Origin of the sequence: Blastopirellula retiformator (genome assembly GCF_007859755.1) — a bacterium.
Taxonomy (GTDB): Bacteria; Planctomycetota; Planctomycetia; order Pirellulales; family Pirellulaceae; genus Blastopirellula; species Blastopirellula retiformator.
The window spans coordinates 718,973-745,761 of sequence record NZ_SJPF01000003.1 but is presented as its reverse complement, the minus strand read 5'-3'; the positions used below and the strand labels follow the sequence as shown (position 1 = coordinate 745,761).

Genomic DNA, 26,789 nt, shown 5'->3' with positions numbered 1-26,789 from the left:
AAAACCGGCCGCAGGTTTCCCCACGGCCGGCTATTGGTTTATCTCAGGCAAGCGAATCGCTTACTTGATGAACAGCATTTCCTGGTAGGTCGGCAACGGCCACAGGTCGTCGGCGACGTAATCTTCCAGTTCGTCGGCCGCTTCGCGGACCACCAGCATCGCCGGCAGAACGTCGCTGCAGAAGAACTTGATCTCGCCTTCCATGCCGCCATCCGGATCGGCGGCGAGCTTTTCTTCCAAGTCGCAGACGCCGTCTTGCAGCGCCTTGACCAGGCTGGTGACCTTGTCGAGCGTCTTGGTGTCGAACTCGTAACCGAGCATCTTCAGGTTCGCACAGGTCGAAGCAAGTTCGTTCTGGTAGCGAACGGCAGCCGGGAAGATCATCGTGCGGGACATCTCGATCGTCAGGGCCGCTTCGACCTTGATCGTGTTGACGTACTGCTCCATGTAGATTTCGCAGCGGCTTTCCAGTTCACGTTCCGACAGAACGTTGTACTTGGAAAACAGCTCTTTGACCGATTCGTCTTGCAGGAACGGCAGGGCGTCGGCGGTCGTCTTCAGGTTCAGCAAACCGCGCTGTTCAGCTTCCGCGTGCCATTCGTCCGAGTAGCCGTCGCCGTTGAAGACGATCGTGCCGTGCTCGGTCATGATTTCGGTCAGCAACTTCTGCAGTTCCGAATTGAGCTTCGACGAGTCGCCGCCGGTCGCTTCTTCCAAGCGAGTGGCGCAGTAGTCGAGCGATTCGGCGACGATGGTGTTCATCGCGACCAACGGCCCGGCGATCGACATGCTCGAACCGACCGCACGGAACTCAAACCGGTTGCCGGTAAAGGCGAACGGGCTGGTGCGGTTACGGTCGCCAGCGTCTTTCGGCAGCGGCGGCAGGGTATCGACGCCGACGGTCAGCGTCCCCTTCGGAATCGAGCTGTTCGCACCACCCTCTTTGATCTGATCAAAGACGTCGGTCAGCTGATCGCCCAGGAAGATCGAGATGATCGCCGGAGGAGCTTCGTTGGCGCCCAAGCGGTGATCGTTGCTGGCCGAAGCGACGACGGCACGCAGCAAGCCCTGGAACTTGTGCACGGCGCGGATGACCGCGGCGCAGAAGAGCAGGAACTGAGCGTTTTCGTGCGGGGTGTCGCCCGGATCAAGCAGGTTGCCCTGAGTCTTGCTACCCATCGACCAGTTGACGTGCTTACCCGAACCGTTGACGCCGGCAAACGGCTTTTCGTGGGTCAGGCAGGTCATGCCGTACTTCTCGGCGACGCGACGCAGGGTCAGCATGATCAGTTGCTGATGATCGGTCGCAACGTTGGCGAACTCGAAGAGCGGGGCGATTTCGTACTGGCCCGGGGCAACTTCGTTGTGGCGGGTCTTGATCGGCACGCCCAGCTTGAACAGTTCGCGTTCGGCTTCCAGCATGAACGCGAGCACGCGATCCGGAATGGCGCCGAAGTAGTGATCGTCAAACTCTTGGCCCTTCGGCGGCTTGGCGCCAAACAGCGTGCGACCGGCGTTGAGCAGGTCAGGACGGGCGAAGAAGAAGTTGCGGTCGATCAGGAAGTATTCCTGTTCCGGACCGGCGGTCGAGGAGACCAGGGCGCCGTCGGTGTGACCGAACAAGTTCAGGATGCGCTGGGCCTGAGCGTTGAGGGCCTGCATCGAGCGGAGAACCGGGGTCTTCTTGTCGAGCGCTTCGCCGGTCCACGAGACGAACGCGGTCGGGATGCAAAGCGTCGTGCCGTTGTCGTTTTCCAGAATGTAGGCCGGGCTGGTCACGTCCCAGATGGTGTAACCGCGGGCTTCAAACGTGGCGCGGATGCCGCCGCTGGGGAAGCTGGAGCCGTCCGGTTCGCCCTGGATCAGCTGGCTGCCGCTGAATTCGGCGATGGCGCTACCTTCGCCATCCGGCGTCAGGAAGCTGTCGTGCTTTTCGGCCGTAGCGCCGGTCAGCGGATAGAAGACGTGAGCGTAGTGGGTAGCGCCCTTTTCGATCGCCCAGTCCTTCAAGGCCGAAGCGACGATGTCGGCGATCGACGAATCGAGCTTTTCGCCCGTTTCGATCGTCTTCAGCACCGACTTGAAAACTGGCTTGGGCAGACGGGCCTTCATTTCGGCCTTGCTGAAGACGTTGGCGCAGAAGAGCTCTTGCGTCGGCGTCTCGATGAAATTCATGGGAGGATTGCTCGGCTTGTAATTGGTGACCGCCGAAATTGCCGACATCCGGGGCGATCCGCCGACCATTACGGAGTTGCCCGCAACTGCGAAGCTGCCGTTGCCTTTTTCTTTTGACGTGCTGCTCACTACAAATAGCCTTAAAAAAGAGAGAGAGGGTTTGGGGCTACGCAAAAACGATTGAGGGGCGCGACCCGCAGTCGATTTCGCCTGAAATTTGAACCGGCATTTCTCCGCTCGTCGAGCAGTGAACTGCCAATTTCTTTTAAGTCGCCAAGAAAGAGCAAATTTTGCGCCAGATCTAGCAGCTCTGTTTTTCCCGAGAATTAGACGAAGCGATCCCCTGCTACGCCAATCTTGCGCGCAGCTTGTGCTTAGAAATGCCGCATTCGTACCTAGCGCGTATAGCTCCAGCGGCTACCGCCGAATCGATATTCAATCCCGGTAGTAAACGAGAAATTGTGCGTCGTCGGGATGCTTCCCGAGCCAGTCGCGATGTTGTCCATCAGTTCGCAGCGAAAAGCGAGCCAAGGGCGAAAAAAATGTTTCAAACCGATCCCAATGGGGATCGAGAAGTTCGATTGGTCCCGATTCACCCCGTTCACATCGTCGTAGCCATAGTACGTCGCCCCCAGGCCCAACGTCGCGTAAGGCCGCCAGGTCGAATCGCCCCACGGATAGTAAAGCAGGTTCGTATCAAACATCATCAGTTGCGCGCTGCCGTCGATCAGCGGATTCTCTTCGTACCGCAACTTGCCATCTCCGAACGCGAACCGGACCTCGGTTCCCCAGTAGTGGTCAAAGTCGTAGCCGAGCCGAAAGCCCTGCAGCAGCGTACTTTGCAGGCGAATATCGTCGCGGGACAGGTCGTTCGTTTCGACTACCCCAAATAGATAGTCAAAGTGATAGGGCCGGTTTCGCCAACTCGTTCCGTACAGCGGCTTCCCCACCCCCTGATGTCGCGCCGGGTCGTCCGGATGCGAGTGATAGAAGCCAAAACGTTCGTAAATCGCCTGCCGTGGGACGCCCCCTTCATGCACCCAGGGGGGAACGGCGGCGCCTTGCGGCATCGTGCGAAAACTGCCGAATTGGGAGTAGTCATGACCTTGGGGGTCGAACGCAGCGTCGCCCGTGGGGACAGGCTCCGCCGCAGGCGGCTCTTGCTGAGCGCGCAAAATGCCCGGGACGAGCAGGGTCGTCATCGTGAGGAAAACGGCGGCGATCGGCGAGCTTCGGCGCATGGACCTTCGTTTCTTGATCAAAAGGGCGGGGGATTGTGATAATTCCTCGGCCAGCCGTCAAGATGAAGTAGGTAGAACAGATAAGAAGAGACTACCGATTACGCTGCTGATAGCTGTGAAAATGCGCAAACTGTCAAGGGATCTGGGGGGGACCTACGGTTGTCTTGCGTCGCAACTTCGAGAAAATAAAAGCAGAACCCCGGCGCTCGTGTCGATCGGCGGGGAGCGACCCGTCTCTAGAGAAGGATCTTTGCGCAATGAACACGCCGTTTTCGGATTTTCGCTCCCCATCGGCAATGGCCTATGCTGAAATGCAACGCCAGCGCCAGATGACTCTCGGCGACTTGCTGTTGGAAAACCGGATCGTCTTTCTGCAAGGCGAGATTTACGACGGCAACGCCAACGAACTGGTGATGAAGCTGCTGTATCTGCAAAGCGAAAATCGCCGGAAGCCGGTCCACTTTTACATCAACTCGCCCGGCGGCAGCGTCACTTCGACGATGGCCATCTACGACACGATGCAAGTGATCTCTTGCCCGGTGTCGACCTACTGCGTCGGTCTGGCCGCTTCGGGCGGCGCCGTTCTGTTGGCTGGCGGCGAAGCGGGCAAGCGGTTCATTCTGCCGCACGCCAAAGTAATGATTCACCAACCGCATGGCGGCGTCGGCGGCCAGGTTTCGGACATCGAAATCCAAGCGGACGAAATCATCAAGACGCGCGACGTGCTAAACCACGTTCTCGCTTCGCACTGCAACCAGGATGTCGAGAAGATCGCCAAAGATACCGATCGCGACTTCTACATGGACGCTGAAGCCGCGAAGGCCTATCGCATCGTTGACGAAATCTTGACCAAGCCGCCCGGCGAAATCGTAGACGACGAATAACAAGTACTTGCAACTGCCGCGGCTTTAAACCAGTCATCTTGAACGGAGTTTCCTTACGATGCCCTTGATTCCTTACGTCGTCGAGAAAAGCGGTCGCGAAGAGCGCGTCTACGACGTCTATAGCCGGCTGCTGAAAGATCGCATCATCTTCCTGGGCACCCAGGTCAATGATGATATGGCCAACTGCATCGTCGCCCAGATGCTGTTCCTGCAGTCGGAAGATCCGGCCGCCGACATCAATCTGTACGTCAACTCGCCCGGCGGCAGCGTCAGCGCCGGTTTGGCGATTTACGACACCATGCAGTTCATCACCTGCGACGTCGCCACCTACTGCATCGGTCAGGCCGCCTCGATGGGCGCGGTGCTGCTGACCGCCGGCGCCACTGGCAAGCGCCACGCTTTGCCCAACGCCCGCGTGATGATTCACCAACCGCTGGCCGGCATGCAAGGTACCGCCGAAGAAATCTTGATTCACGCGACCGAGTTCAAGCGGATTAAACAACGCCTGAACGAGATCCTGATCAAGCACACCGGTCACACCATCGACCGGATCGAAAAGGACACCGATCGCGACCGTTTCATGTCGGCCGAAGAGTCGCGTGATTACGGCCTGATCGATCACGTCATCGAAAAGATGCCGGGCAAGTAAGGCTTACAGGTTCCGCGTGGCGCTGCTGGCTTGCCCAGCAGTGCGAACCTGGTACCAATCGCCCACTGCCGGACAAGCCAGCAGTGCCACCCGCCAAAGAGCTTGAATGGCCGACGTAGTTTGCACTATGACGCAACAGCACGACGCCGCGGCGACATTTTCGGGTCGCCGCGTGGCGTTTCTTGGCAAGTTGGCTGGAATGTCGCGCAAAGACGCTGCAGCGCTGTTGGCCGTCGCCGGCGCTAAAGCGGTCGAACGCGCGACTGCGGACATCGACATCTTGGTGATTGGCGAAAACGACCTGCCGATCTTCGGCGAGATCGATTTCCCTTCCCGCTCCATTCAACGGGCGGCCGCCGACGGCCGCATCGAGATCATGCAAGAGACGACCCTATGGGAACGGCTCGGCCTGCTCGAAACCCAACAGCGCATCCAACGTCTCTACACGCCGGCGATGCTGGCCGATCTGCTCGGCGTCTCCAAGGCGATCATCCGCCGTTGGCATCGCCGCGGCTTGATCCGCCCCGTCCGGGAAGTACGCAAGCTTCCCTACTACGACATCCGCGAAGTCGCCGCCGCGCAAAAACTGGCGCAGCTGCTCGCCTCCGGCGCCTCGGCCGATCACATCGAAAAGCAACTCGCTGCGCTGCAAAGCCTGTCGAGCTGCGTCGATCGTCCGCTCGAGCAGCTTTCGATCATCGTCGAAGGCCGCAACGTGCTGCTGCGCCAAGGGGAAGGCCTGGTCGAACCGGGCGGGCAGATGCGGATCGACTTCGAGAAGCTCGAGCCCGACTGGCTGCCGGAACTGACCGAATCAACGCCGAGCAAGCGCCGCCGCTCTCCCGAAGAGCTGGTCGACCTGGCCGCCGAGTACGAAGACGCCGGGCAGTTTGACGCCGCGGTCGAAGCGCTGGAAGCGGCGGCGGCCGATCTGGCCGAGTCGGCCGAGCTTTACTTCCAACTGGCCGAGCTCTATTACCGCAGCGGCAAAGCGGAACTGGCGATCGAACGGTACGCCGCCGCGATCGACTTGGAGCCCGACTTTGTCGAAGCTCGCAGCAATCTCGCCTGCACGCTGGTCGAGTTGGAAAAGCTGGACGAAGCGATCGCCCAGTTTCAGGCCGCCATCGCGATCTATCCTGACTACTTCGACGCCCAGTACCACTTGGCCCGACTGCTCGATCAGATGGGCCGCCAACAAGAAGCGCTCCCGCACTGGGAAGCCTGCCGCTTTCTGGCCCCCGACGACGCCCTGCAAGACGAAGCGGCCGAACGATTGGCCGGCTCCGTCGATCCCTAGGACTCGTTGGGCGTGTGCCACTTGGCGCCATGCCATGCTCTTATCGCGTCTTCGCGAGAAGAGCATGTCTTCAAAGCGTATTGCCAGGACCAAGTCATGCCCCCGCTTCGTTTCTAGCAACCCCGCCTAGTCAATTCCGACCGGCTCATTCTTGCCCTAACCCAATTCCCCACTTAAAGTGGTAAGTGGAACAGAGTTTAGGCGCACGGGCGGCCATGCCAGCGGTCGCACCCCCCGGGCGCTATGCCTTCGTCGCTTTCATGCGACGTCTTCGAGGATACCAGGCCCCCGATGAAGCTACTGGATAGGTTGGCTGCACTCTTCAAGTCAAGTCGCCTCGATATTCCTTCGCGGTTTGAACGCATTCGCGAGTCGATCACCGGCACGATGAGTGAATTCATGGTCGTGCGCGAACACTCGACCGGGCGGATCTACGGGCTGAAGATCCTTGACAAAGAAAAGCAGGAGTTCTTCGACTCCCGATTTCACGGGATGAAACGCCCCTGTGAGGGGGAAATTGCCTGCTCGATGAAGCACACCCACATCGCCGAGGCGTACGAATATGGCCTGCTGACCACCGGCCAACAGTACGTCTTGATGGAAATGGTCGACGGCCGCGGTCTGCAGGCGATGTGCAACGACCACGACCCGCACCTGGAAGGGGAACAGCTGAATCTGATCCGGCAAATGGCCGACGCCCTGATTTACGTCCACGAGCAGGGCTACATCCACCGCGACATCTGCAGCCGCAATTTTATCGTCGCCCGCGACGGCAAAAGCGTGAAATTGATCGATTTTGGGCTGACCCTGCCCGCCAAGCCCGAGTTCATGGCGGCCGGCAACCGGACCGGCACCCCCAACTACATGTCCCCCGAGATCGTCCGCCGCCGACCCACCGACCAGCGATGCGACATCTTTGCATTTGGCGTAACTGCTTACCGCCTATGCTGTTACGAACTCCCCTGGAACGCCGCAACTGGCACCGGAAAGGATGCCCTGCAGCACGATACCGTTCCTCCGCGGGATATTACCAAGGTCCGCCCGTACATCGATCCGCGGCTGGCGAAGGCGATTCATGCCTGCCTGAAGGTCAATCCGAAGGATCGGCCTCAAACGATGCGGGATTTTCTGTCGATGATTTCTGGCATCAAAGAGATCGATACGCGGTAACGCGTTTGGGGCAATTGGCCCTTGCTCACCGGGCCGAAATCGATAAACTGAGTAGTTTCCACGCGACCAATTTACGGCTCTAGAAGATACTTCGGGCCGTTTCCCAATACCGGAGATAGAACCGTGACCATCGACAAAAGCCTGAAAGTAAAGCGAGGCGGTATTTCGACTCGCAGCGTTTTGACCCGCGTCGAACGCCTGGAAAAGATGCGTGCCGACGGAAAATTTGATCCCGAAAGCGATTCGCCGATCGGGATTCCGAAGACCCGCGTCGTCAAAATCTCGATGAAGAAAAAGAAGAAGACCAAGGAAGAAGGCTAGTCCTCACCTGGATATCTTTCTGCAATACACGAAAAGCCTGGGCCCCAATCGGCCCGGGCTTTTTTTGTGCGCCTAGCGAAATGTGGTAGATTTCTTTGTGACGCTGTGACGTTGCCCAACTCACCGCCCTCGCTTCCCTCGCCCAGGAAATCGCCCCGTATGAAGGTCAAGTTGGAGTATGGTCGCGTCGGCTTGGAGGCTGACATTCCTGACAACGGCAAAGTCCGCACGCTCGCTTGCAAAGATGCCCCGCCGCTGCCCGACCCGCATGCCGCGCTGTTGGAGGTGTTGGCTCGGCCGAACGGGACGGCGCCGCTGTTTGAGCTTGCCCAGGGGAAAAAGGATGCCTGCATCGTGATCTGCGACATCACGCGTCCGGTCCCGAATGAGATGATCCTGCGGCCAACGCTCGAACTGCTGGAAGCGGCCGGCATCCCCCGCGACAAGATCACGATCCTCAATGCGACCGGGCTTCATCGGCCCAACCACGGCCAAGAGTTGATCGAGATGGTCGGCCAGTACATCGTCGATCATTACCGCATCGAAAATCACTTTGGCGAAAACCGGGACGAACACGTCCACCTGGGCGAAAGTCCCAACGGCGTGCCAATCTGGATCGATCGCCGCTATGTCGAAGCCGATCTCAAAATCACCGTCGGTTTGATTGAGCCCCACTTCATGGCTGGCTTCTCGGGCGGGCGAAAACTAATCTGCCCCGGCATCGCTCATATCGACACGATCCGCGCCTGGCATTCCCCTCGCTTCCTGGAACATGAAAACGCCACGATGGGCTGCCTGGTCGATAACCCGGTTCATTTCGAGAACACGGCAATTGCCCGAACCGCCGGCTGCGACTTCATCATCAACGTGGTGATCGACGCGCATCGTCGCCCGCTGAGATTGGTCGCCGGCGACATGATCGCCGCGTTTGAAGAAGGGGTCGAGTTCGTCCGCAGCGTCGTCGTCGATACGATGGACGAGCCTGCCGACATCGTCGTCACCAGCAGCGCCGGCTATCCGCTCGACACCACCTTCTACCAGTCGGTCAAAGCGATGGTCGCCGCCGCCAAGGTGGTCAAGAAGGGCGGCACCATCATCGTCGCCGCCAGCCTGACCGAAGGGATCGGCAGCCCGCCGTTTACGTCTCTGTTTAGTCAGTACGAAAACCTGGACGACTTCATGACGGCGATCCTTGATCCTGACTGCTTCACCATGGATCAGTGGCAACTGGAAGAACTGGCCAAAGCGGCCCGCCAGGCGAAGATCGTCATGGTGTCGGATGGAATCCCGGCCAAGCAACTGAGCCAGATGTTTGTCGAGCCGGCCAAGAGCGTCGAAGCGGCGATTGAAGACGCGATTGCAGAACATGGCGCCGAAGCGTCCATCGCGGTGATTCCCAAAGGACCGTATGTGCTGGCCCAACTGGCGTAGGAAGTTCTCTTACGCGTGCCACTGCTGGCTCGTCCAGCAGTGGAGCCCTGGCACCAACTTCGCACTGCTGGACGAGCCAGCAGTGGCACACGTTTTTACGCAACGTTTTAACTTCGATGACGACCGATGACACCGCCGATTGGCGTCCTACCTGTTCCTTAGAAATGCTCCGTGCTCGTAGCAAACTGCTGCAGCAGATTCGGCAGTTTTTTTTGTCTCGCGACTTTCTGGAAGTCGAGACGCCGCTGCTGTCACACGACAGCGTGATCGATCGTCATTTGGATCCGCTTGGCGTGACGCTGTTTCGTGATCCGCGTTCGCCCGACGTCGGCGAGCAGGTCTGGCTACAAACTTCGCCCGAGTTCGGGATGAAGCGGTTATTGGCCGCGGGGGCACAGAAGATCTTTCAGCTCTGCAAGGCGTTTCGCGGGGGGGAAGTCGGCGAGCGGCACAACGTGGAGTTCACGATGCTCGAGTGGTATCGCGTCGGCGACAATTACGCGGCCGGACGTCAACTGCTGGCCGATCTGGCAAGTGAAATACTTGGCAGTTCCGTCGAGATGCTTACCTACGCCGACGCCTTTGCCCAGCATGTCGGCGTTGATCCGCTTACGGCCAGCGGCGAGGAACTGCTCACGGCCGCCAAAAAGCGTCAGATCGAGATGCCTGATTCGTACGACGGCTCAGACCGCGACCTCTTGCTCGAGCTGCTACTCTCGGAACTGGTCGAGCCGCATCTCGGCAAAACCTCGCCGACAATCTTGTACGACTACCCCGCATCCCAGGCCGCGCTGGCCGAAGTCAGTGACGGCAATCCACCGGTCGCCGAGAGATTTGAGCTTTATGTGCGCGGCATTGAGCTGGCCAATGGCTATCATGAACTGCTCGACCCGCAGGCACTTGTTACGCGCAACCAGACCAACAACCAGGCCCGCACTGGTGATGGCAAGTATCCACTGCCGGAAGAGAGTCGCCTGTTGGCGGCGATGCGGCATGGTTTGCCGGCTTGCAGCGGCACGGCGCTCGGCGTTGATCGGTTGTTGATGGTGAAGACCGGCGCAACGACGATGGACGACGTGCAGGCCTTTCCGATTGAGCGAGCCTAAGCGAACTCGAATTGTAGCGAAACCCAACAATGCACTTGCAAGCCAACCAAGGTGGGTTGCGCAAGCGAGTCACGTTTTCCAGAATCGCTGCCTTGGATTCGCTCGCTCCATCCACCCTACAACAGATACTTTTCTCGATCACCACCCTGCTGGACAAGCGAGCAGTGGCACACGACAACTTGATTCTTAACCACGTTCCTTCTTTCACTTCCAAAGGCTTGTCGTCATGAAACGCGTTCCGATCACCTCGCGAGAGTACAAGGTGATGCTCGATGCGAACAAGTTCGCCGACCTGGAGGAAGCGGTGATGGACTTTTGGGTCGACCTTTGTTTCTTCGCCCATGGCAACTCGCGCGATGCGACGCGCTCGGCGCCGCTGCACTTGAAAAAAGAGCGGGACATCGTCTATCTCGATTCGCCCGAGCGCGAATTGGCCCGGCATTATGGGTACATCTTGCGGCGTCGTCAAACCAGCGGCGAAAAGCAAGCCGAGTACACGCTCAAACTGCGCGACTCCGATCGCTACGTGTCGGCGGGCGGGCACATTCACCCGGACGACAAGGTGCTGAAAAAAACAAAGTTTGAAGAAGATCTGATCCTGCTTCCCAGCAACCTCGGTCGTTCGCTGGTGCAGCACAGCCGCTTTTCGCACAGCGGCGTCGCCCAGGTTCGCAGCAAACGAAAGACGCCGGAGAACGTATCTGACGCGGCTCGCCTGTTCCCGGGCCTGAAGGAACTTCCCTGGAGCGAAAAGAAGCGCAAACGGATCCCTCTGTGCGTGGTCAACGACTTCCATCCGCACGAGTGGGTCTTCGGCGGGGCCGAGCTCGTCTTTGGTGAGAAAAAAAAGGAAAGCGTCCACGCCGAAGTCGCCGTGATTCTGTGGACCGATGGCTCGGCCGGCAAACCACTCGCCGCGGAGTTCTCGTTCCGCTACCAGCACAAGCGCGAGCAGTACCCGGCCGTCGCCGCCGAAATGGCGAAAGATTTTTTCGAGGCGCTTCCGCAGCTTTCGGCCTGGGTTAAGCCGACCTCGCCCACCAAGACGGCGATCGCCTACGGTGCGGTCGCCGACTAAGCTGCGGCCGGTTTTCCCCTTCGGCTCGTGGCGGTAAGATGACGGGATTGAGGCCGGGTTTCTCCGTCGCTCGGCGCCAATTTCCCCAACTTCTGGAAATCTGCAGCCATGTCCGAATTCCGCATCGAAAAAGACTCGATGGGCGACGTCCAAGTCCCCGCCAACGCGTACTACGGCGCCCAGACGCAGCGAGCCGTCGAGAACTTTCCGATCTCGGGCTGGACGCTTCCCCCGGCGCTGATCCATGCGATGGGCTGGGTCAAGCATGCTTGTGCGGTCGCCAACCGTGATCTCGGCAAGCTGACCGGCACCGGCAAAAACCCGCTCTCCGACGAGCAGGTCACGGCGCTATTGGACGCGGCGATTGAAGTTCGCGAAGGGAAGCTTGACGGCGAGTTCCCGATCGACGTCTTCCAGACCGGGTCGGGCACGTCGAGCAACATGAACGTCAACGAGGTGATCAGCAACCGCGCGATCGAGATCCTGGGCGGCGATCGCTTCGACCAGAAGAAGCCGGTCCACCCCAACGACCACGTCAACATGGGGCAAAGCACCAACGACACCTTCCCGACGGCGATCCATGTCGCGGTCGCGATGCAGATCGAAAACAACCTGCTGCCGGCGCTCGAAAAGCTGCACGAGTCGCTCGCCAAAAAGGCGATGGAGTGGGACAAGATCATCAAGATCGGACGCACCCACTTGATGGACGCCACGCCGCTACGGCTGGGTCAAGAGTTCGGCGGCTTCGCGCGTCAGATTGAACTCTCGATCGAGCGGGCTCGCGTCGCCCAAGACGCCGTGCTGGAACTGCCGGTTGGCGGCACCGCGGTCGGCACCGGGATCAACACCCATCCCGAATTCGCCAAGCGGGTCGCGGCCGAACTCGCCTCCGGCACCGGCATCCCGTTTATCGAAGCGGTCAATCACTTTGAAGCCAACGCCCAGCGTGACGGCCTGGTGCAGTGCCATGGCATCTTGAAGACGATCGCCAACACGCTGTTCAACGTCTCCAACAACATTCGCTGGCTCGGCAGCGGCCCGCGGTGCGGCTTCTACGAAGTGGCGCTCCCCAGCCGTCAGCCTGGCAGCTCGATCATGCCGGGCAAGGTCAATCCGGTGATGTGCGAAAGCATGATGCAGGTTTGTGCCAAGGTGATCGGCAACGACGGCGCGATCACCATGAGCGGCGCCGCCGGCGGCAACTTCCAGCTCAACATCATGATGCCGGTGATGGGGCAAACCACGCTGGAAAGCATCCATCTGCTCGCCAACAGCTGCGACGCCTTCGTCGAGTTCTGCAGCGACGGACTGGAAGCGAACGAAGAGGCCTGCAACGCGTCGGTCGAAGAGAGCCTGTCGATGTGCACCAGCCTGAACCCGCTGATCGGTTACGACAAAGCGGCCAAGATGGCCAAAGACGCGTTCAAGTCGGGCAAGACGATTCGCGAGCTAGCCAAAGAGCAGGGGGAAATCGCCGAAGACGACCTGAACACGGCGCTCGATCCGTGGCGAATGACCTTCCCACACGAATAATCGTTACGCCCCTTCATTTGCCGAACCAAACGTCCCGACATACGGTAATGAGTAGAACTACTCGCCGTTTCGGGACGTTTTTTTATGCATGCAGTGCGCAGCCTGACCGCCATCGTGACGCTAATGCTAGCGGTCAGCCCCGCCTGCGCCGAGCCAAACGCGTTTCTGTCTGGCGTCGTCCGGTGGATCACGCTCGAGAACATCCCCTCCACCTACAGCGACGAGCGGAAATGGGGCGGGCAGAAGGCGTTTACCCAAGGGGTGAAGTTCCGCGGCAGCTTTAAGAACTTCAAGATCGAGCGCGATAAGAAACCGGTCAATCATGGGACCTGGAAACGCTATCACGTAAAAGTCGTCGATCCGCGCAACGATGTCCAAGTGTCGGTCGAGTCGATCGAGGTTCTGGGAGATAAGATCAAAACCCGGCTGAACGTCACCATCCAAGCGACCGCCGAGGCGGAACTGCAAGAGTGGAACCGCGGAGTTCGCCTGATGGGCGTCTCGGGGGTCGCCGACGCTACGATTCAGATGAAGCTCGACGCCGAGACCAAGGTCCGCTGGAATACGCTTGGCCTGTTGGTCAGCGGAGAGCTAGAGCCGCAAGTCACCGCCGCCGACCTGACGCTGCTTCATTTTGAACTGCAGCGCGTCGGCAAGGCGAACGGCCAGCTGATCGAAAAGCTAGGGCACGAACTGAAAGACGAAGTGGCCGAAAAGGTCGAGAACTACGAGCCGAAGCTGGTCGAGAAAGCGAACAAGGCGCTCGACAAAGAGATCGCCAAGGGACGGTTCAAGATCGACCTGGAAGAATGGGTTCGAGCCCAGTTTTCGTCTGCGAAGAAGTAAGGCCGCCGTGTGCCTGGCGCCATGCATTGAAGACATGCTCTTCCGCCGAAGACGTAGTAAGAGCATGGCACAGGTTTCTTCGCAGTGGCGCCCGTCAGAACCGCCTACTCCGCTGAATCTTCCTGCGTTGGCGGAATCTCTTCGGACATCAGCGGCGGCTTCACCAGTCGGGCGCCCAGTGCCGCCATCGGTAGATACAGCAACAGATCGACATAGCCGAACCAAGCGGGGTGCGGGATCTCTCCCAGGTTCATGATCCCGCAGACCATGGTTGCGGCGCCAACCAGCAGCGCCGCGGTATAGCGAAACGGCCGGGCGATCGAAGCCGCCACCCAACCGCCAATAAAGTTGTGTCCGGCATGCGCCGCCAGGGCGAACAGGAATGCGCCGAGTGGCAAACCGCCGATAAATTCGGCGACCGCCGCTTCGTCGCCCCAGTCCATTCCTTCTGGCGGAATGTAAAACACCAGCGACGCCATCACGACCAGCAGGTTCACCAGCGAGCCAACCAGGAACCCGGCGAAGACGCCGATGATGATCCAGAAGATTGTTTTTCCGTTCAGCATGGGGCTGACTCGCTGTTGGAAAAAAGTGAATAACGGCGTGATTGCTGGTTTGTCCTGCTGTGGAAACCTGGTACCTGTACCGCACTGCTGGACAAGCCAGCAGTGGCACCCGTTAAGAGCAATCGCCCCACAGCATTTCTCTTATTCTTCATCCATCCCGTGGGGCCGAGCTTGCAGTCCTGCAATCAACAACGCCCCCCAGCCGATCATGTAAGTCGTGCCGCCGATCGGGACCAGCATCACCAGCGAATCGTTCTGCGTGAACGCCATGAAGTAGAGGCCGCCGGAGAAGAGGACGACGCCGATCACAAAGCAGAGGGCGGCGATCGAAGCGGCGATTCGTCCGCGATCGCTAGCAAGCAAGAGAACGCCGACGCCAATCAGCGCCGTGGCGTGAAACATCTGGTAGCGGACGCCGATCTCCAGGCGTTCGACCGAGGGTTGAATGTCGGCGACCCCCATCTCTTTGAGGTGCGACTTGAGTGCGTGATCCCCCATCGCCCCGGCTGCGACGCCGGTCAAACCGCAAATCGCCGCCAACACCAGTACCAGTTTCGCCATGTTTCCGCCCTTATTCGAGGTAAACTGCCTTTCGCTCAGTATACGTCAATTTAGGTGGGCGCAAAAAGACGCCGCCGCAGTCGCACTACAAGAGTGCGACTAACGGCGGCCGGAGGTCACGCTGCTTAGTAAATCGAGTTCGGCTAGTTGCCAATGTCGCCCAAGCCGAGTTTTTCTTCTTCTTCCTCTTGAATGATGATTCGCGGAGTCACCATCATCATGAGGCTTTGCGTCGAGCGGCCGATACCAACGTTGCGGAACAAACGGTTGATGTAAGGCAGTTTGCTCACAACCGGCACGCCCGCTTCGCGGCGTTCTTCGCTGAGACGCTTGATGCCGCCGAGCAACACCGTACCGCCGTCCGGCACGCTGACCGTCGTGGTCACGGTGATGATCGAGAATTCCGGCTGCTGAACCGTGGTACCGGTCGACTGCGCTTCTTCTGCGTCGGTGGTGCTGCCGCCGTCGGCCGCATCCGGGTCGACCACGCTCGAATCGGTACGCGAAGTCGTGGTTCCCTCGAAGGTGAACTCTGCGACATCGCCGATCTGGCTGAACATCGGAATCAACGTCAAGCGAACGAAGCGACGATCGGCCGAGACGACCGCTTGCACCGTCAGTGAGGTTCCTTCGTTCAGAACCACGATGACCGGCTGCTGAGCCGCCGCGAAGTCGCCGACCACCGGCGTCACGCTGGTGACGAACGGTCGCTGCGTCGAGTCCGTCACGAAGGCGGTCTGACCATTGAACAAGGTCACCTTCGGAGCCTGCATCACGTTCGACCGCAAGTCGCTCTGGGCGGCCTGCATGACGAAGAACGCTTCGATGTCGCTGAGCATGGCGAAGCCGAAGCTACCGCCGATCGAACCGGCCGCGGCCCCGAGACCGCCAATGGCGGGCACCGTATTGCCGAAGCTGTTCTGCGAGAACGACAGGTCGAGGTCCGAGGTCGGGTTACCTTCTTGGTCCAAACCGATGGTGATCGACGGGCTACCGTCGCTACCGCGGTTGGTGCCGATGCCTTGCGTGTTGTCTTTGATGTCGAGATCGAAGTCGATACCGATACGTTCAAAGAAGTTGTCATTGAGGGTGATGAAGCGAACTTCGATCGTCACCTGCAAATCTTGCAGACGACGCAGCTGCTCCAGCAGGTCCGCGATCTTGTCGTGGACTTCCTGCGTCTGGCTAACGACCAGGCTCAGGTTGGTTTGGAACGGCTGCACGGCGCCCGGACCACCCAACTCTTCCCACGATTCCGGTTCGATGGTCGTGGTGATCAGCTGGATGAGCGAGTCAAAGTCAGGCTGAACGCCGCCACCCATGCCGCCCGGTCCGCCCATCGACGGGAAACCGAAGTTTCCGCCGTTCGGCACGCCCGACTGCACCTGGCCGCTTCCGCCCATGCCCGGGATAATCCCCGGCGGCAAGTTTTGCCCCAGGACAGAACCGCCCGGAGCGGGACCGCCGCCGGCGAAGGTCGACAGACCGTTGGGGGCCGGTAGCGATTGGACGCCGCCGTAACCGATCGTTTCGTAAGCCGATTTCAAGGCGCCCGCCAAACCAAGGTTGTAGCTGGGCATGAAGTTCGGAATCGGGATGACCAGGTCGGCCACCTGATAGGTCTGTTGGATCATCTTGCGGCTGCGGAACGACTCGCCGGTGATCTTCAGGGCTTCCCCTTCGATCACATAGGCCAGACGCAGCGGCTGCAGGATGTGCAACAAGGCGCTTTCCAGGCGAACCGGCGTGTTCATGTTGATGGTGATTTCGTGGCTCGGGGTGACCCCTTCGCTACGCAAGCCCGCTTCATCGATGATGATGTTGATCCCGACGACGCTGGCCAGCGTGTCGACGACCGTTTGCAGCGGCTGCTTGTTGAACTTCAAATCGACCGGCAGCTTCAAGGCCGCTCGGATCCGCTTTTCGTCTTCGCTCATCTGCATGGCGCGAGCGTCATACTTCTTGCGCGATTCGGTCAGATCCTTCCACTGCTGCGGATCGGAGAAGGTGATCGGATTGTTGTCGTCATACGGGATGGCGGCGATGTCGGCGTTGGTCAAAGCCTGCCAGACGCCCGCTTCCTTCTGATCTTTCACCAGCATGTTCATGTACATGCGGCGAGCGGTGGTCGCTTTCCAGAGCATGTTCTGGACGATCGGCTCGTTCGGGGCGATTTCGCGGGCCTGGCGAGCCAGCACTTCCGCTTCTTCCCAGCGAAGCTGATCCATCAGTTCGTTGAACTGATCGGTAATCTTGACCAGGCGACCTTCCACTTCGATGTGGTGCTGGCGGCTTTGCGCGATCGACTCGTCAATCGCACGGTTTTGCTCGTCCAGCTCGATCTGAGCCCGGTTGATTTCGATGAAGTTCTTCAGACCGTCGGTGCTGCGATCCACGCGAGCGAGCAACTGGTCTTTGACCTTGGCGTCCAGGGCCGATTCAGCGACGCGAACCCGCAGCTTTTCGAGCAGCTCCAAGGCGCCCTTCGGATCCGATTCACGCATCCGGTCAGCGGCCGACTGTTCGCGAGTCACCTCGGCGAAGAGTTGACGCTGCAGAACTTGTTGTTCGGCGTCGACGGCGTCCAGCGGCGACGGGGCGCTGCTGGTCTGTTGGATCTCGGCGCCGACCGGCTGCGTGCTGTAACGCAGGTAGTCTTGCAGACGCTGACGGCTTTGCGGATCCAAAGCGAGCTGGTGATTCCAGGCCGCTTCAAACATCTGGCGAGCCCGAACCTTGTCGCCCATTCGCAACGCTTGTTCGCCATCGGCCAGCAGACGGAAGCCCGGGCTATCGCCGCCGGCGTTCCACTGAGCGTTGGCTCCACCGATCGGCATGTTGGCGCCGGCCGGAACGTTTCGCGAATCGTCGAATTCAGGCTGATAGATGCTCTGCGAACCAGCGAAGCCGGCCGTCTGTTCGCCCGAAGCCTGACGAACTCCGCCGCGAGCGCGGTCGAGTTCCAGCATCATGATTTCGGGACGCAAGTCGCCGGCGACGTATTCGCGAGGATTGACGCGAATCGTCTTGGCTTGTTCAAAGTACATTTCGGCGGCGGCCATGTTGCCCCCGTCCATCGCGGCCTTGGCCTGAGCCAGAACGGCCTGCTGTTGATCGTGAGCCGAAGCCCCCGCAGGCACATTGGCCGGCGGCAGGTTGCGAGTCGGAGCGGCGCCCAAACCTTGCGAGCGGCGGGCGATTTCACCCTTCAGCTGATCCGGCGTGAAGCGGGCCTGGCTGTAGTCGCCGCCGAGTTGTTCGGCCTGGCGAATCAGCCGTTCGGCGTCGCTCAGTTGATCGTAGGCGATCAAACCGGCCGCTTGTTCCAGCATGACGGCGGCGAACATCTTGCCCGATTCCGGTCCCGGAGGATTCCGATAAATGGCTTGGGTGCGACGAATCAGGTCGTCGATTTTCTCCGGTGAGTCTTGCCCCGAGGGAAAGATGACTCCGGTGTTGCGAGCTTGTTCGACCAGACGATGAGCGACCGCCATGTTGCTGCGAGCCAGTTCGCGGCGAGCGTCCAGCATCAAGCGTTTGGCGGCGTCGGTGCCTGAACCTTGGAAGGCGGTCGGAGCCAACTGCTGGGCGTAAGGATTATTGGCCGTTGCAGGCGAAGCGACCGGCGGCGTACGCTGCGGGCCGGCTTGCGGCATCAGCATGCTCGGCTGAATGCCGGCCGTGATCAGGTCTTCGCGAAGCCGCTCAACGTCGTAGGCGCCTTGCGGCAACTTGACGTTCAGCTTGGCGGCCTTGTGGAACAGTTCGACCGCGGCGAGCGATTGCCCATTCGCCAAAGCGGTGCGAGCCTGCCCGATCAAGGTTTCCGCTTCTAGCTGCGGATTGCCTCGCATGGCGGCGGTCAGTTCGTTTTGCCCCGGCAGTTTGGCGACCCGCATCTGCTCGAGCGCGGCTTTCGCCTTTTCGGGCGTATCGCGAAATTTGTCATACAGAGGATCGTTCGGCGCTTGGAACTGCGAAGCGCTGTTGATCAGCGTCTCGGCCTGCTCCAGATCGCCGCGTCGCATCGCCTGACGAGCATCGCGAAGCATGTCTTGCTGTTTTTGCAAGTCGGCCATATTGCCGAAATCTTGCGCCTGGACGGTCGACCACATCAGTGCGGTCGCGACCAGACAGTACGTCAACGATTTCACGGCGGAATTCAACGCGACTCTCCTTGTCTGATTGAAATGATTGGGGCGTACAGCCGCCCGCCAAATCATCTGAGGAATTCCATTTCTCATAGGTTTGTCTCACGCCCCCCAACTGCGACTCGCCCATTGCCATCATGGCGCTGGACCAGTCGGACCAATTCCCACCTTCGTCAAGCCGCTACGCATCTCGACGACCGACGGAAAATTCCGTGCGGGTCTTTGGTTGCGGTGGGTTAAATACGGATTTACTCAAACCACGTCAAGCTCACCCTGCGCACAATCGCAGGAAAATTGCAGGACAGTCTTGCATGGTCGCTAGCAAACTCGACCGCCAGATTTTGGCGCCCAAAAGTTCGCGGCAGGTAAATACCGAGAATTGGACATCCGCCGCAAGGCCAGTTTTGAGAAAATTTTTCCTCCGGCGAAATTTCTGCGGGATGCGTATTACCTCCAGAATCGAATGTCCGGCCTCAATCTACCCAGTTTGAACCGGGCCTCCGCGAACATCACAATGTTCGTTTGAGCGTTGTTTCGTTTCTTCCTCTCTGAGATTGATCCCTATGCGGCGCATTTCGCTGATCCTTTCGCTGCTGTTCCTGATCGTCACCACGCTTAGCTGCCTGTTGAAAAATGCCCTCGTGGCATTTTTCAACCTCGCCAGGCTCAGAGCGTAGCTCTTCGCGGCTCGCAAAATAACGACTTATGTCGCTATTTTGGGATCGCATCCATGCGATCACGCAGTCCGTCGAGAAAATCAACGGACTGTTAGCGCTCAGGCGCTCGATCCGGCGCAAGACGATCAAGCGCATCGCACGGCGCCGGTTCAATATGACGTCGATTTTTCAATCGTCGTGACGCCTCCATACCACACGCACAAGATGCATGTCTGGGTCCCAGTTCCGCAATCCAGCGCCGGACAAGAAGTCGGCGAGAGCGCCTGGTCGACCTTTCCGCAGGAAGTGCAGGCCAACGATTCATGTCGAGCCGAAATACGGAAACAAGTTCGCCTACTTCGAGTTCGCCGATCCGCACGGAGCGCAAATCATCCGCCATCAGTTTCAGGCCAAGGTCTGGCAACTCGATTGGAAACTGCAGCCGCAGCAACTGACTGACGTCACGTCATGGCCGGCGTCGTTCGACAAGTATCGCCAAGGCGAATCGCAGGCGGTGGTCGTCAACGATCAGTTCCGCGAACTGGCGGCACAAGTCGTTCCCGAAGGCGAAGATCCGTTGACCACGATGGGCTCGATCATGGACTACGTGATTCGCGACTTCCAATACGATCATGGCGACCCTGGCTCCTGCAAACCCAAGGAACCGACTATCAATTGGTTCCCGCCGCCAGCCGCGCCGTGCCGGTTGTGCGAACCGCTTACATCGAGGCCGATGGCGTGCCGCTGCCGGAGCCTGACCCGGCCGATCGCCAGGTGGTTCATCCGATTAAAGACCGGCAGACGCTCGCCCCGTACGCCCAATAAACCGAAACGGGGCAGGGCGGGGCAAAACGTGCATTTCGCCCCAGTTTTGGGTAGACTAGATCGATCCTGCCCCGCAACCCACAATGCACGCCCCATGAACGCCCGCCTGATTTTCACTGCGCTGCTGCTGGTTCTCGTTTCTCAATGCGTCAGCCGCGCCGATCGCCGGCCCAACGTGGTGATCTTTCTGGCCGACGACCAAGGCTGGGGCGATCTCAGTCTGCATGGCAACCAGAACCTGGCGACCCCCAACATCGATCAGATCGCCAAGCAAGGGGCGTCGTTTGATTACTTCTATGTCTGTGCTTTGTGCGCTCCGACGCGGGCCGAGTTTCTGACCGGCCGCTTCCACGCTCGCGGCGGCGTACGCGGCGTGTCGACCGGGCGAGAACGCCTGAACGCCGACGAGCAAACGTTCGCCACCTCGTTCAAAGACGCCGGCTATGCGACTGCGGCGTTCGGCAAATGGCACAACGGCATGCAGTTCCCCTATCACCCCAACGCCCGCGGGTTTGAACAGTTCGTCGGGTTCTGCTCGGGTCACTGGGGCAATTACTTCGATCCGCTGTTGGAAGAGAACAACGAGTTGATCCGCGGCGAGGGCTTCATCATCGACGACCTCACCAACCGGGCGATCAAGTTCATCGAAAAAAACCAGGACGAGCCGTTCCTCTGTTATCTCCCCTACAACACGCCTCACTCACCGATGCAGGCGCCGGACAAGTTTTACGCCAAGTTTGACGGCGTCGAACCAGAGATGCGCAATCGCGATCCGAGGAAAGAAGACCTCGACATGACCCGCGCCGCCTTGGCGATGGTCGAAAACATCGACTGGAACGTCGGCCGCGTGCTGCAGAAACTGGACGAGTTGCAGCTGAGCGACGACACCATCGTCGTCTACTTTAGCGACAATGGTCCCAATAGCTGGCGTTGGAACGGCGACATGAAGGGACGCAAAGGCTCGACCGACGAAGGAGGCGTTCGCTCTCCCTTGTTCATTCGCTGGCCCGGCAAGATCGCCGCCGGCCTGCAGATCGAAACAGTCGCCGGCGCCATTGATCTTGGTCCGACCCTGGCCGAACTGGCCGGCGTCAAGTTCGAGCCGAAAAAGCCGCTTGACGGCCGCAGCCTGGCGCCGCTGCTGTTGGGAAGCCGAGATACGCCCAGTTGGGCCAATCGTTATCTCTTCTCGATCCCGATCCACAAGTGGCGGAACGTCAGCGTCCGTTCGCAGCGGTTTCGCCTAGACGCTGGCGGTCATCTCTACGATATCGGGGGTGACGTTGGACAGCGGAAAGACGTCGCTGCGCAGCACCCGCAACAGGTCGCCGCGATGAAGCGAGCCGCCGATCAATTTCGGGCCGAGATTCGGGAGCAAATGGAAGCGGAAGACCGCCCTTTCACCGTCGGCTATGCCGCCAACACGCAGTTGCCGGCCCGCGACGGCAAACCGCATGGCAATATTCAGCGCAGCGCCCGGGCTCCCAATTGCTCCTATTTCACCGGTTGGAAGACTGCGGACGATAAAATAACCTGGGACGTCGAGATCGGTCAGGCCGGCAAATACAAGCCGATCGTCTACTACGCGGCCCCCCAAGAAGTAGTCGGTACGACGCTTCAGCTCCGCTGCGGCGATGCGACGACCCGCGGCAAGATCACCGCCGCCAATGATCCGCCCAGCTATGGCCCCGAGCGCGATCACGCGTCGCGCGGCAGCGAATCCCCCGTAAAAGACTTCGTTCCGCTGTCATTAGGGGTGATCGAGTTGCCGCAGGGAACCGGCGAGTTGAGCCTGTCTGCGGCCAAGATTGGCGCGGCCGGCGGCCCTGAAATTCGCCTGCTGCTGCTCCGCCGCGTCAAATAGCGCTCGCGGTTGTCCGCCAACATCAATTTTCTCGCGGTCTTTCTCGTGACCGCCACGGTCGTTCGAATCGTCACGACTGCGCGCGCTTTCGCGCCCCCCCCAAATATCCATTGCGTTGCAAGTTGAAAAAGGGGGTCTATATTTCTGCAGCCTCCTAAACAGCGATCAATGTCCTAACCAGCGATCAATGTCGGTTTCTACCAACGGGGCAGAACTTGGAGAACGGCATGGACCCGAACCAGCGACGAATCCTACATATCGATGACGATCCCAGCATCACGCGACTCATGCGTGCGCGGCTGAAGCGTCATGACTATTTCACCGACGAACTGAACGACCCAACCTGCTGGCGGGGCGCGCTGGTCAACGGCGGCTACCGCGTCGTACTGCTTGACGTCGAAATGCCGCAGATGAACGGCCTCGAAGTTGTGCAGCAGATCAAGCGGTTCGACATCGGCATCGCGGTGATCATGTTCACCAGCAAGCTGAAGATGAGCATCGTGCTCGAGGCGCTGGGCTATGGAGCGGAGTTCTGCTTCTTCAAGCCGGCCGAAGACCTACAGCCAATCATCGACGCGTTTGACGCTTCATTTAACCGGATCACGCATTGGCATCAAGCCGCTTCTTTCGCCGCGCAGCAACTCCGCATCGAACAGAAGACCTACCAGATCAAGCACAAGAGCGAGCCAGTCTCCGACACCTCCGTGGCTGGGCAATTTCCGCCGGGCTTTGAATGGAGCGCCTTTGAGAACTACCTGCTCAAACGAGGCGCCATTTCGCCGCAACTGCTCGAGCTGGCTCGGGCCGCCTTCAATCGCAGCGTCAAACCGATTGGCCAAATCGCGCTCCACCACCGCTACATCAGCGTTGCCGACCTGATGCAGGTCCTGCAGCGCCAAACCGAAACGCAGACCCGCTTTGGCGATACCGCGGTCGAGTTCGGCTTTTTGACCAACGAACAGGTCGAAGAGCTGCTCAATCGCCAAAAACATCTGTCCATTACCCCGCAAGAGGCGATTTACACCGTCGGCGCCGTGACGCCGGCCCACCTGAGTCGCTACCTCGCAGACTTCCTTCGCGATATCGAGGCGGCCGAGACGCCTTCCGCGTCCCCCGCCGACGTGATTCCGACAGTTTCTCAATTGACCAAGACGTTTCCGTCCCACCCGGTCCAGGAGCTTAGCTAGAGCATGTACGAAGACAATGAACTAGTTGCCGAGTTCGTGATTGAATCGAACGAACATCTCGCGAGCGTCGAATCGCAGTTACTGGCGATCGAAGCGGCGGGCGAAAGCGTTGACGTCGATCTGGTCAACACCGTCTTCCGTGCGATCCATTCGATCAAAGGGGCGGCGGGCTTCCTCGGCTTGCACAACATCAACGACCTGTCGCACAGCCTCGAGAACGTCCTCAACAAGCTCCGCAACCTAGAGCTTGTGCCGAACTCGGCGATGATCGACGTCATGCTCCGCGCTTCCGATCAGCTCCGCTCGATGATCAACAACGTCGAAGCCTCGGACCAGGAAAAGATCGCCGACGCCGTCAAACAACTCGACGACATCGCCGCCGGCGTCACTCCCACTCCGGCCGCGCCCGCCGCTGTGGCGGAAGTGGCTGAACCGGTCGCTGTCGAACCGACTCCGGCCGAAGCCGCCGCGCCGGTCGCCGAGCCGACTCCCGAACAAGCGCCGGCCGCCGAGCCCGAGACTCCGGCTCCGGCCGCTGCAGCGCCCGCCGCGGTGACGCCGCCGGCGCCGAAACCGGCCGTCGACGAACATCGCTCGGAAGGAGCGACCAACATCGAGGCGAACATTCGCGTTCCGGTCAGCGTGCTCGATCGCCTGATGAACCTGACCGGCGAACTGGTGCTGTGCCGCAACCAGGTATTGCAAGCGATCTCCAGCAAAAATGACTCCGGTCTGGAAGCGGTCGCTTCGGGCCTGGACCAGGTGACCAGCGAACTGCAAGACGCGGTCATGCAGACCCGCATGCAGCCGATCGGCCAGGTCTTCAACCGCTTTATCCGCGTCGTTCGCGATCTCGGCGCCAAACTCGGCAAAGAAAGCAACCTGCAAATCGACGGCAAGGAAGTGGAAGTCGACAAGTCGATCATCGAAGCGATCGGCGATCCGATGACCCACTTGATCCGCAACTCGATGGATCACGGTCTCGAGACGCCCGATCAACGCGTCGCCGCCGGCAAGCCGCCGGCCGGCAAGATCAACCTTCGCGCCTATCACCAGGCGGGCAAGGTCCGCATCGATATCCAAGACGACGGCAAGGGGATCAACCCGGCGGTCTTGCGAGAGAAAGCGGTCAGCAAGGGAGTCATCACGCAGGATCAAGCGGATCAGATGAATGACCGCGATGCGGTTCGCTTGATCTTCCACGCTGGATTCTCGACGGCTGAAAAGCTGACCGACGTCAGCGGCCGCGGCGTCGGCATGGACGTCGTCCGCAGCAACATCGAAAAGCTCGGCGGCACCGTCGACGTCGAATCGACGATCGGCAAAGGAACCAACATTCAAATCACGCTGCCGCTCACCCTGGCGATCATTCCATCGTTGATCGTCGAGACCTGCGGCAACCGCTTCGCCATTCCGCAAGCGAACATATCGGAACTGGTCCGCATTCGGGCCGATGACGAACAACGCCTGACCCGCGTCAAAGGCGCCGAAATGCTTCGCCTCCGCGGCTCGCTGTTGCCGATCGTCCGGATGAAACAAATCCTCAACCTCAGCTGCGAAGAATCGGTCCAGGCCAACAGCAGCAGCATCATCGTCGTCGAAACGGGCCGCGCTCGTTACGGCCTGGCGGTCGACGGGCTGCACGACTCTGAAGAAATCGTGGTCAAACCGCTGGGACGGCAATTGCGCAGCTGCAAGTCGCTGTCGGGAGCTACGATCCTGGGTGACGGTCATATCGCGCTGATTTTGGACGTCGCTGGCATTGGCGCCGAGGCCAAACTAGACCTGACCGACCAAAGCGATCTGGAAGCCCGCCGCATCGAAGAAGACCTGCACGCCGGCGAAGAATCGCAATCGCTGCTGATGTTCACCAACCATCCGCAAGAGAACTTCGCAATTCCGATGGGCGTCGTACTTCGCGTCGAGCGAATCCGGACCGATCAAATCGATTCGGTCGGAGGACTCGAAGTGCTGCAGTATCGCGGCTCGTCGCTGCCGGTCATGCGACTGGAAAACAACATCAACGCTCGTCCGGCGCCGACCGACATCGAAAGCGTGTTCGTCGTGATCTTCGACATCAACGGCTACGAAGTCGGCTTGATCGTGCCGAAGCTGAAAGACATTCAAAAAGTGGCGATGAACATCGACTCGACGACGTTCCGCGAAATCGGCGTCTGCGGCTCGTTTGTGCATGACGGCCATGCGACGCGGCTGCTCGACATCTTCAAGATCGTCGAGAAGCATCGTCCCGAGTGGTTCCAACATCACAAGGAAGCGGCCGATTCTCGCGATCACGATCCGATTGTCCTGCTGGCCGAAGACTCCGACTTCTTCCGCCGCCAGGTTCGCGGCTTCCTCGAAGAGGCGGGATTCCAGGTCGTCGACGCCGAAGATGGCCAGGTCGCTTGGGAAATCTTGCAGGCCGGCGAATATCATTTCGACCTGATCGTGACCGATATCGAAATGCCGCGAATGAACGGCTTCGAGTTGTCTCGCAAGGTTCGCGCCTCGAGCCAATGGGGAACCATGCCGATCGTCGCTCTGACTTCGCTCGCTTCCGACGAACATCGTCGCGAAGGACAAGAAGCCGGGATCGACGATTACCAAATCAAAATGGATCGCGAACGCCTATTATCCGCGGTCGCGAAGTTGACGCAGACCGATCTCGAAACCATTCGGCGAGAAGCGATGCGGTCTGAAAGTGCTCGAGAACTGACTACGGCAGGAGTGTAAGCGATGTCTGGCAATGAGAAGAAAAGCGTCATTTCGGGCGAGCAACAGTTCGTCACCTTTTACCTGGGCGAATTGCTGATGGCGATTCCGATCGCACACGTCCAAGAGATCAATCGTCAGTTGGACTGTACGCCGGTTCCGCAGGCTCCTCCCTACGTCTGCGGCGTCGTCAATCTGCGTGGTGAGGTCGTCACGGTGGTCGAACCGCGACACATCCTGCATCTGCCAGACGGCGAGCATACCCGCGAGAGCCGCAACCTGATTATCAATTCGCATGGCGAATCGGTCGGGATCATCGTCGACAAGGTGTCGGACATCCTGACGCTGACCGACGAAGACCTGACGCCGCCGCCGGCGAACCTGAAAGGGATCGAAGGTCGCTTCTTCGTCGGCGTGCATCAACGTGACGAAGATGTCGTCGTGCTGCTGCACATCGACGAAATGTTGAACGAAACGAGCGAATACGCGGCCATGGCATAGCCCATCCGTGATCCGTCGGCGCCCACCATGCG

Annotated in this window: 19 protein-coding genes; 14 read left to right on the top strand and 5 right to left on the bottom strand. The window is 59.6% G+C overall.

What is annotated here, in order from left to right; genetic code table 11:
- Window positions 1–60: 60 nt before the first annotated feature.
- On the bottom strand, window positions 61–2,244 hold the full coding sequence (locus Enr8_RS14845) for a glutamine synthetase III (RefSeq protein ID WP_146433371.1): 2,184 nt from the start codon (window positions 2,242–2,244) through the stop codon (window positions 61–63).
- 326 nt (window positions 2,245–2,570) lie between these two features.
- The gene (locus tag Enr8_RS14840) at window positions 2,571–3,416 is read right to left on the bottom strand and encodes an outer membrane beta-barrel protein (protein WP_146432848.1); all 846 of its coding nucleotides are present in this window, start codon (window positions 3,414–3,416) and stop codon (window positions 2,571–2,573) included.
- A 311-nt stretch (window positions 3,417–3,727) separates the two neighbouring features.
- Here Enr8_RS14840 and Enr8_RS14835 point away from each other — a divergent pair, with 311 nt between their 5' ends.
- The 10 genes from Enr8_RS14835 (at window position 3,728) to Enr8_RS14790 (ending at window position 13,734) form a co-directional block, all read left to right on the top strand.
- Window positions 3,728–4,300, top strand: a complete 573-nt coding sequence (locus tag Enr8_RS14835; RefSeq protein WP_246120090.1) for a ClpP family protease — start codon at window positions 3,728–3,730, stop codon at window positions 4,298–4,300.
- A gap of 58 nt (window positions 4,301–4,358) precedes the next feature.
- Window positions 4,359–4,949 (top strand): ATP-dependent Clp endopeptidase proteolytic subunit ClpP, encoded by a 591-nt coding sequence (clpP, locus tag Enr8_RS14830; RefSeq protein WP_146432843.1) that lies wholly within the window; start codon window positions 4,359–4,361, stop codon window positions 4,947–4,949.
- Window positions 4,950–5,076: 127 nt separating this feature from the next.
- Entirely contained in the window at window positions 5,077–6,249 is a 1,173-nt protein-coding gene (locus Enr8_RS14825; protein ID WP_222434873.1) for a tetratricopeptide repeat protein, read from the top strand.
- Between the two features lie 291 nt (window positions 6,250–6,540).
- Window positions 6,541–7,419, top strand: a complete 879-nt coding sequence (locus Enr8_RS14820) for a serine/threonine-protein kinase (RefSeq protein WP_146432839.1) — start codon at window positions 6,541–6,543, stop codon at window positions 7,417–7,419.
- Between the two features lie 123 nt (window positions 7,420–7,542).
- Entirely contained in the window at window positions 7,543–7,740 is a 198-nt protein-coding gene (locus Enr8_RS14815; RefSeq protein WP_146432837.1) for a small basic protein, read from the top strand.
- Window positions 7,741–7,899: 159 nt separating this feature from the next.
- On the top strand, window positions 7,900–9,171 hold the full coding sequence (locus Enr8_RS14810) for a nickel-dependent lactate racemase family protein (RefSeq protein WP_146432835.1): 1,272 nt from the start codon (window positions 7,900–7,902) through the stop codon (window positions 9,169–9,171).
- 116 nt (window positions 9,172–9,287) lie between these two features.
- Window positions 9,288–10,277 (top strand): EF-P lysine aminoacylase EpmA, encoded by a 990-nt coding sequence (gene epmA, locus Enr8_RS14805; protein ID WP_146432833.1) that lies wholly within the window; start codon window positions 9,288–9,290, stop codon window positions 10,275–10,277.
- Window positions 10,278–10,503: 226 nt separating this feature from the next.
- Window positions 10,504–11,355 (top strand): hypothetical protein, encoded by an 852-nt coding sequence (locus Enr8_RS14800; protein WP_146432831.1) that lies wholly within the window; start codon window positions 10,504–10,506, stop codon window positions 11,353–11,355.
- Window positions 11,356–11,463: 108 nt separating this feature from the next.
- Window positions 11,464–12,888 (top strand): class II fumarate hydratase, encoded by a 1,425-nt coding sequence (locus tag Enr8_RS14795; protein ID WP_146432829.1) that lies wholly within the window; start codon window positions 11,464–11,466, stop codon window positions 12,886–12,888.
- Window positions 12,889–12,972: 84 nt separating this feature from the next.
- Window positions 12,973–13,734, top strand: coding sequence for a hypothetical protein (locus Enr8_RS14790; RefSeq protein ID WP_146432826.1), 762 nt, complete (start codon window positions 12,973–12,975; stop codon window positions 13,732–13,734).
- 104 nt (window positions 13,735–13,838) lie between these two features.
- Here the strand turns inward: Enr8_RS14790 and Enr8_RS14785 are convergent, their stop codons facing one another.
- From Enr8_RS14785 to Enr8_RS14775, 3 genes are all read right to left on the bottom strand, one after another.
- Window positions 13,839–14,300, bottom strand: a complete 462-nt coding sequence (locus Enr8_RS14785) for a hypothetical protein (protein ID WP_146432824.1) — start codon at window positions 14,298–14,300, stop codon at window positions 13,839–13,841.
- Between the two features lie 141 nt (window positions 14,301–14,441).
- Window positions 14,442–14,861 carry a DUF423 domain-containing protein gene (locus Enr8_RS14780; RefSeq protein WP_146432822.1) on the bottom strand — a complete coding sequence of 140 codons (420 nt, stop codon included), beginning with the start codon at window positions 14,859–14,861 and terminating at the stop codon, window positions 14,442–14,444.
- 143 nt (window positions 14,862–15,004) lie between these two features.
- Window positions 15,005–19,027 carry a general secretion pathway protein GspD gene (locus Enr8_RS14775; RefSeq protein ID WP_186767666.1) on the bottom strand — a complete coding sequence of 1,341 codons (4,023 nt, stop codon included), beginning with the start codon at window positions 19,025–19,027 and terminating at the stop codon, window positions 15,005–15,007.
- 870 nt (window positions 19,028–19,897) lie between these two features.
- Here Enr8_RS14775 and Enr8_RS14770 point away from each other — a divergent pair.
- The 4 genes from Enr8_RS14770 to Enr8_RS14755 all read left to right on the top strand — a co-directional run bounded on the left by Enr8_RS14770 (window position 19,898) and on the right by Enr8_RS14755 (window position 26,757).
- Window positions 19,898–22,357, top strand: coding sequence for an arylsulfatase (locus tag Enr8_RS14770; RefSeq protein WP_246120089.1), 2,460 nt, complete (start codon window positions 19,898–19,900; stop codon window positions 22,355–22,357).
- Window positions 22,358–22,584: 227 nt separating this feature from the next.
- Complete coding sequence (locus tag Enr8_RS14765; protein WP_146432818.1) at window positions 22,585–23,544, top strand: response regulator; 960 nt, start codon at window positions 22,585–22,587, stop codon at window positions 23,542–23,544.
- 3 nt (window positions 23,545–23,547) lie between these two features.
- Window positions 23,548–26,277, top strand: a complete 2,730-nt coding sequence (locus tag Enr8_RS14760; protein WP_146432816.1) for a hybrid sensor histidine kinase/response regulator — start codon at window positions 23,548–23,550, stop codon at window positions 26,275–26,277.
- A gap of 3 nt (window positions 26,278–26,280) precedes the next feature.
- Entirely contained in the window at window positions 26,281–26,757 is a 477-nt protein-coding gene (locus Enr8_RS14755; RefSeq protein WP_146432814.1) for a chemotaxis protein CheW, read from the top strand.
- The last annotated feature ends 32 nt before the right edge of the window (window positions 26,758–26,789 follow it).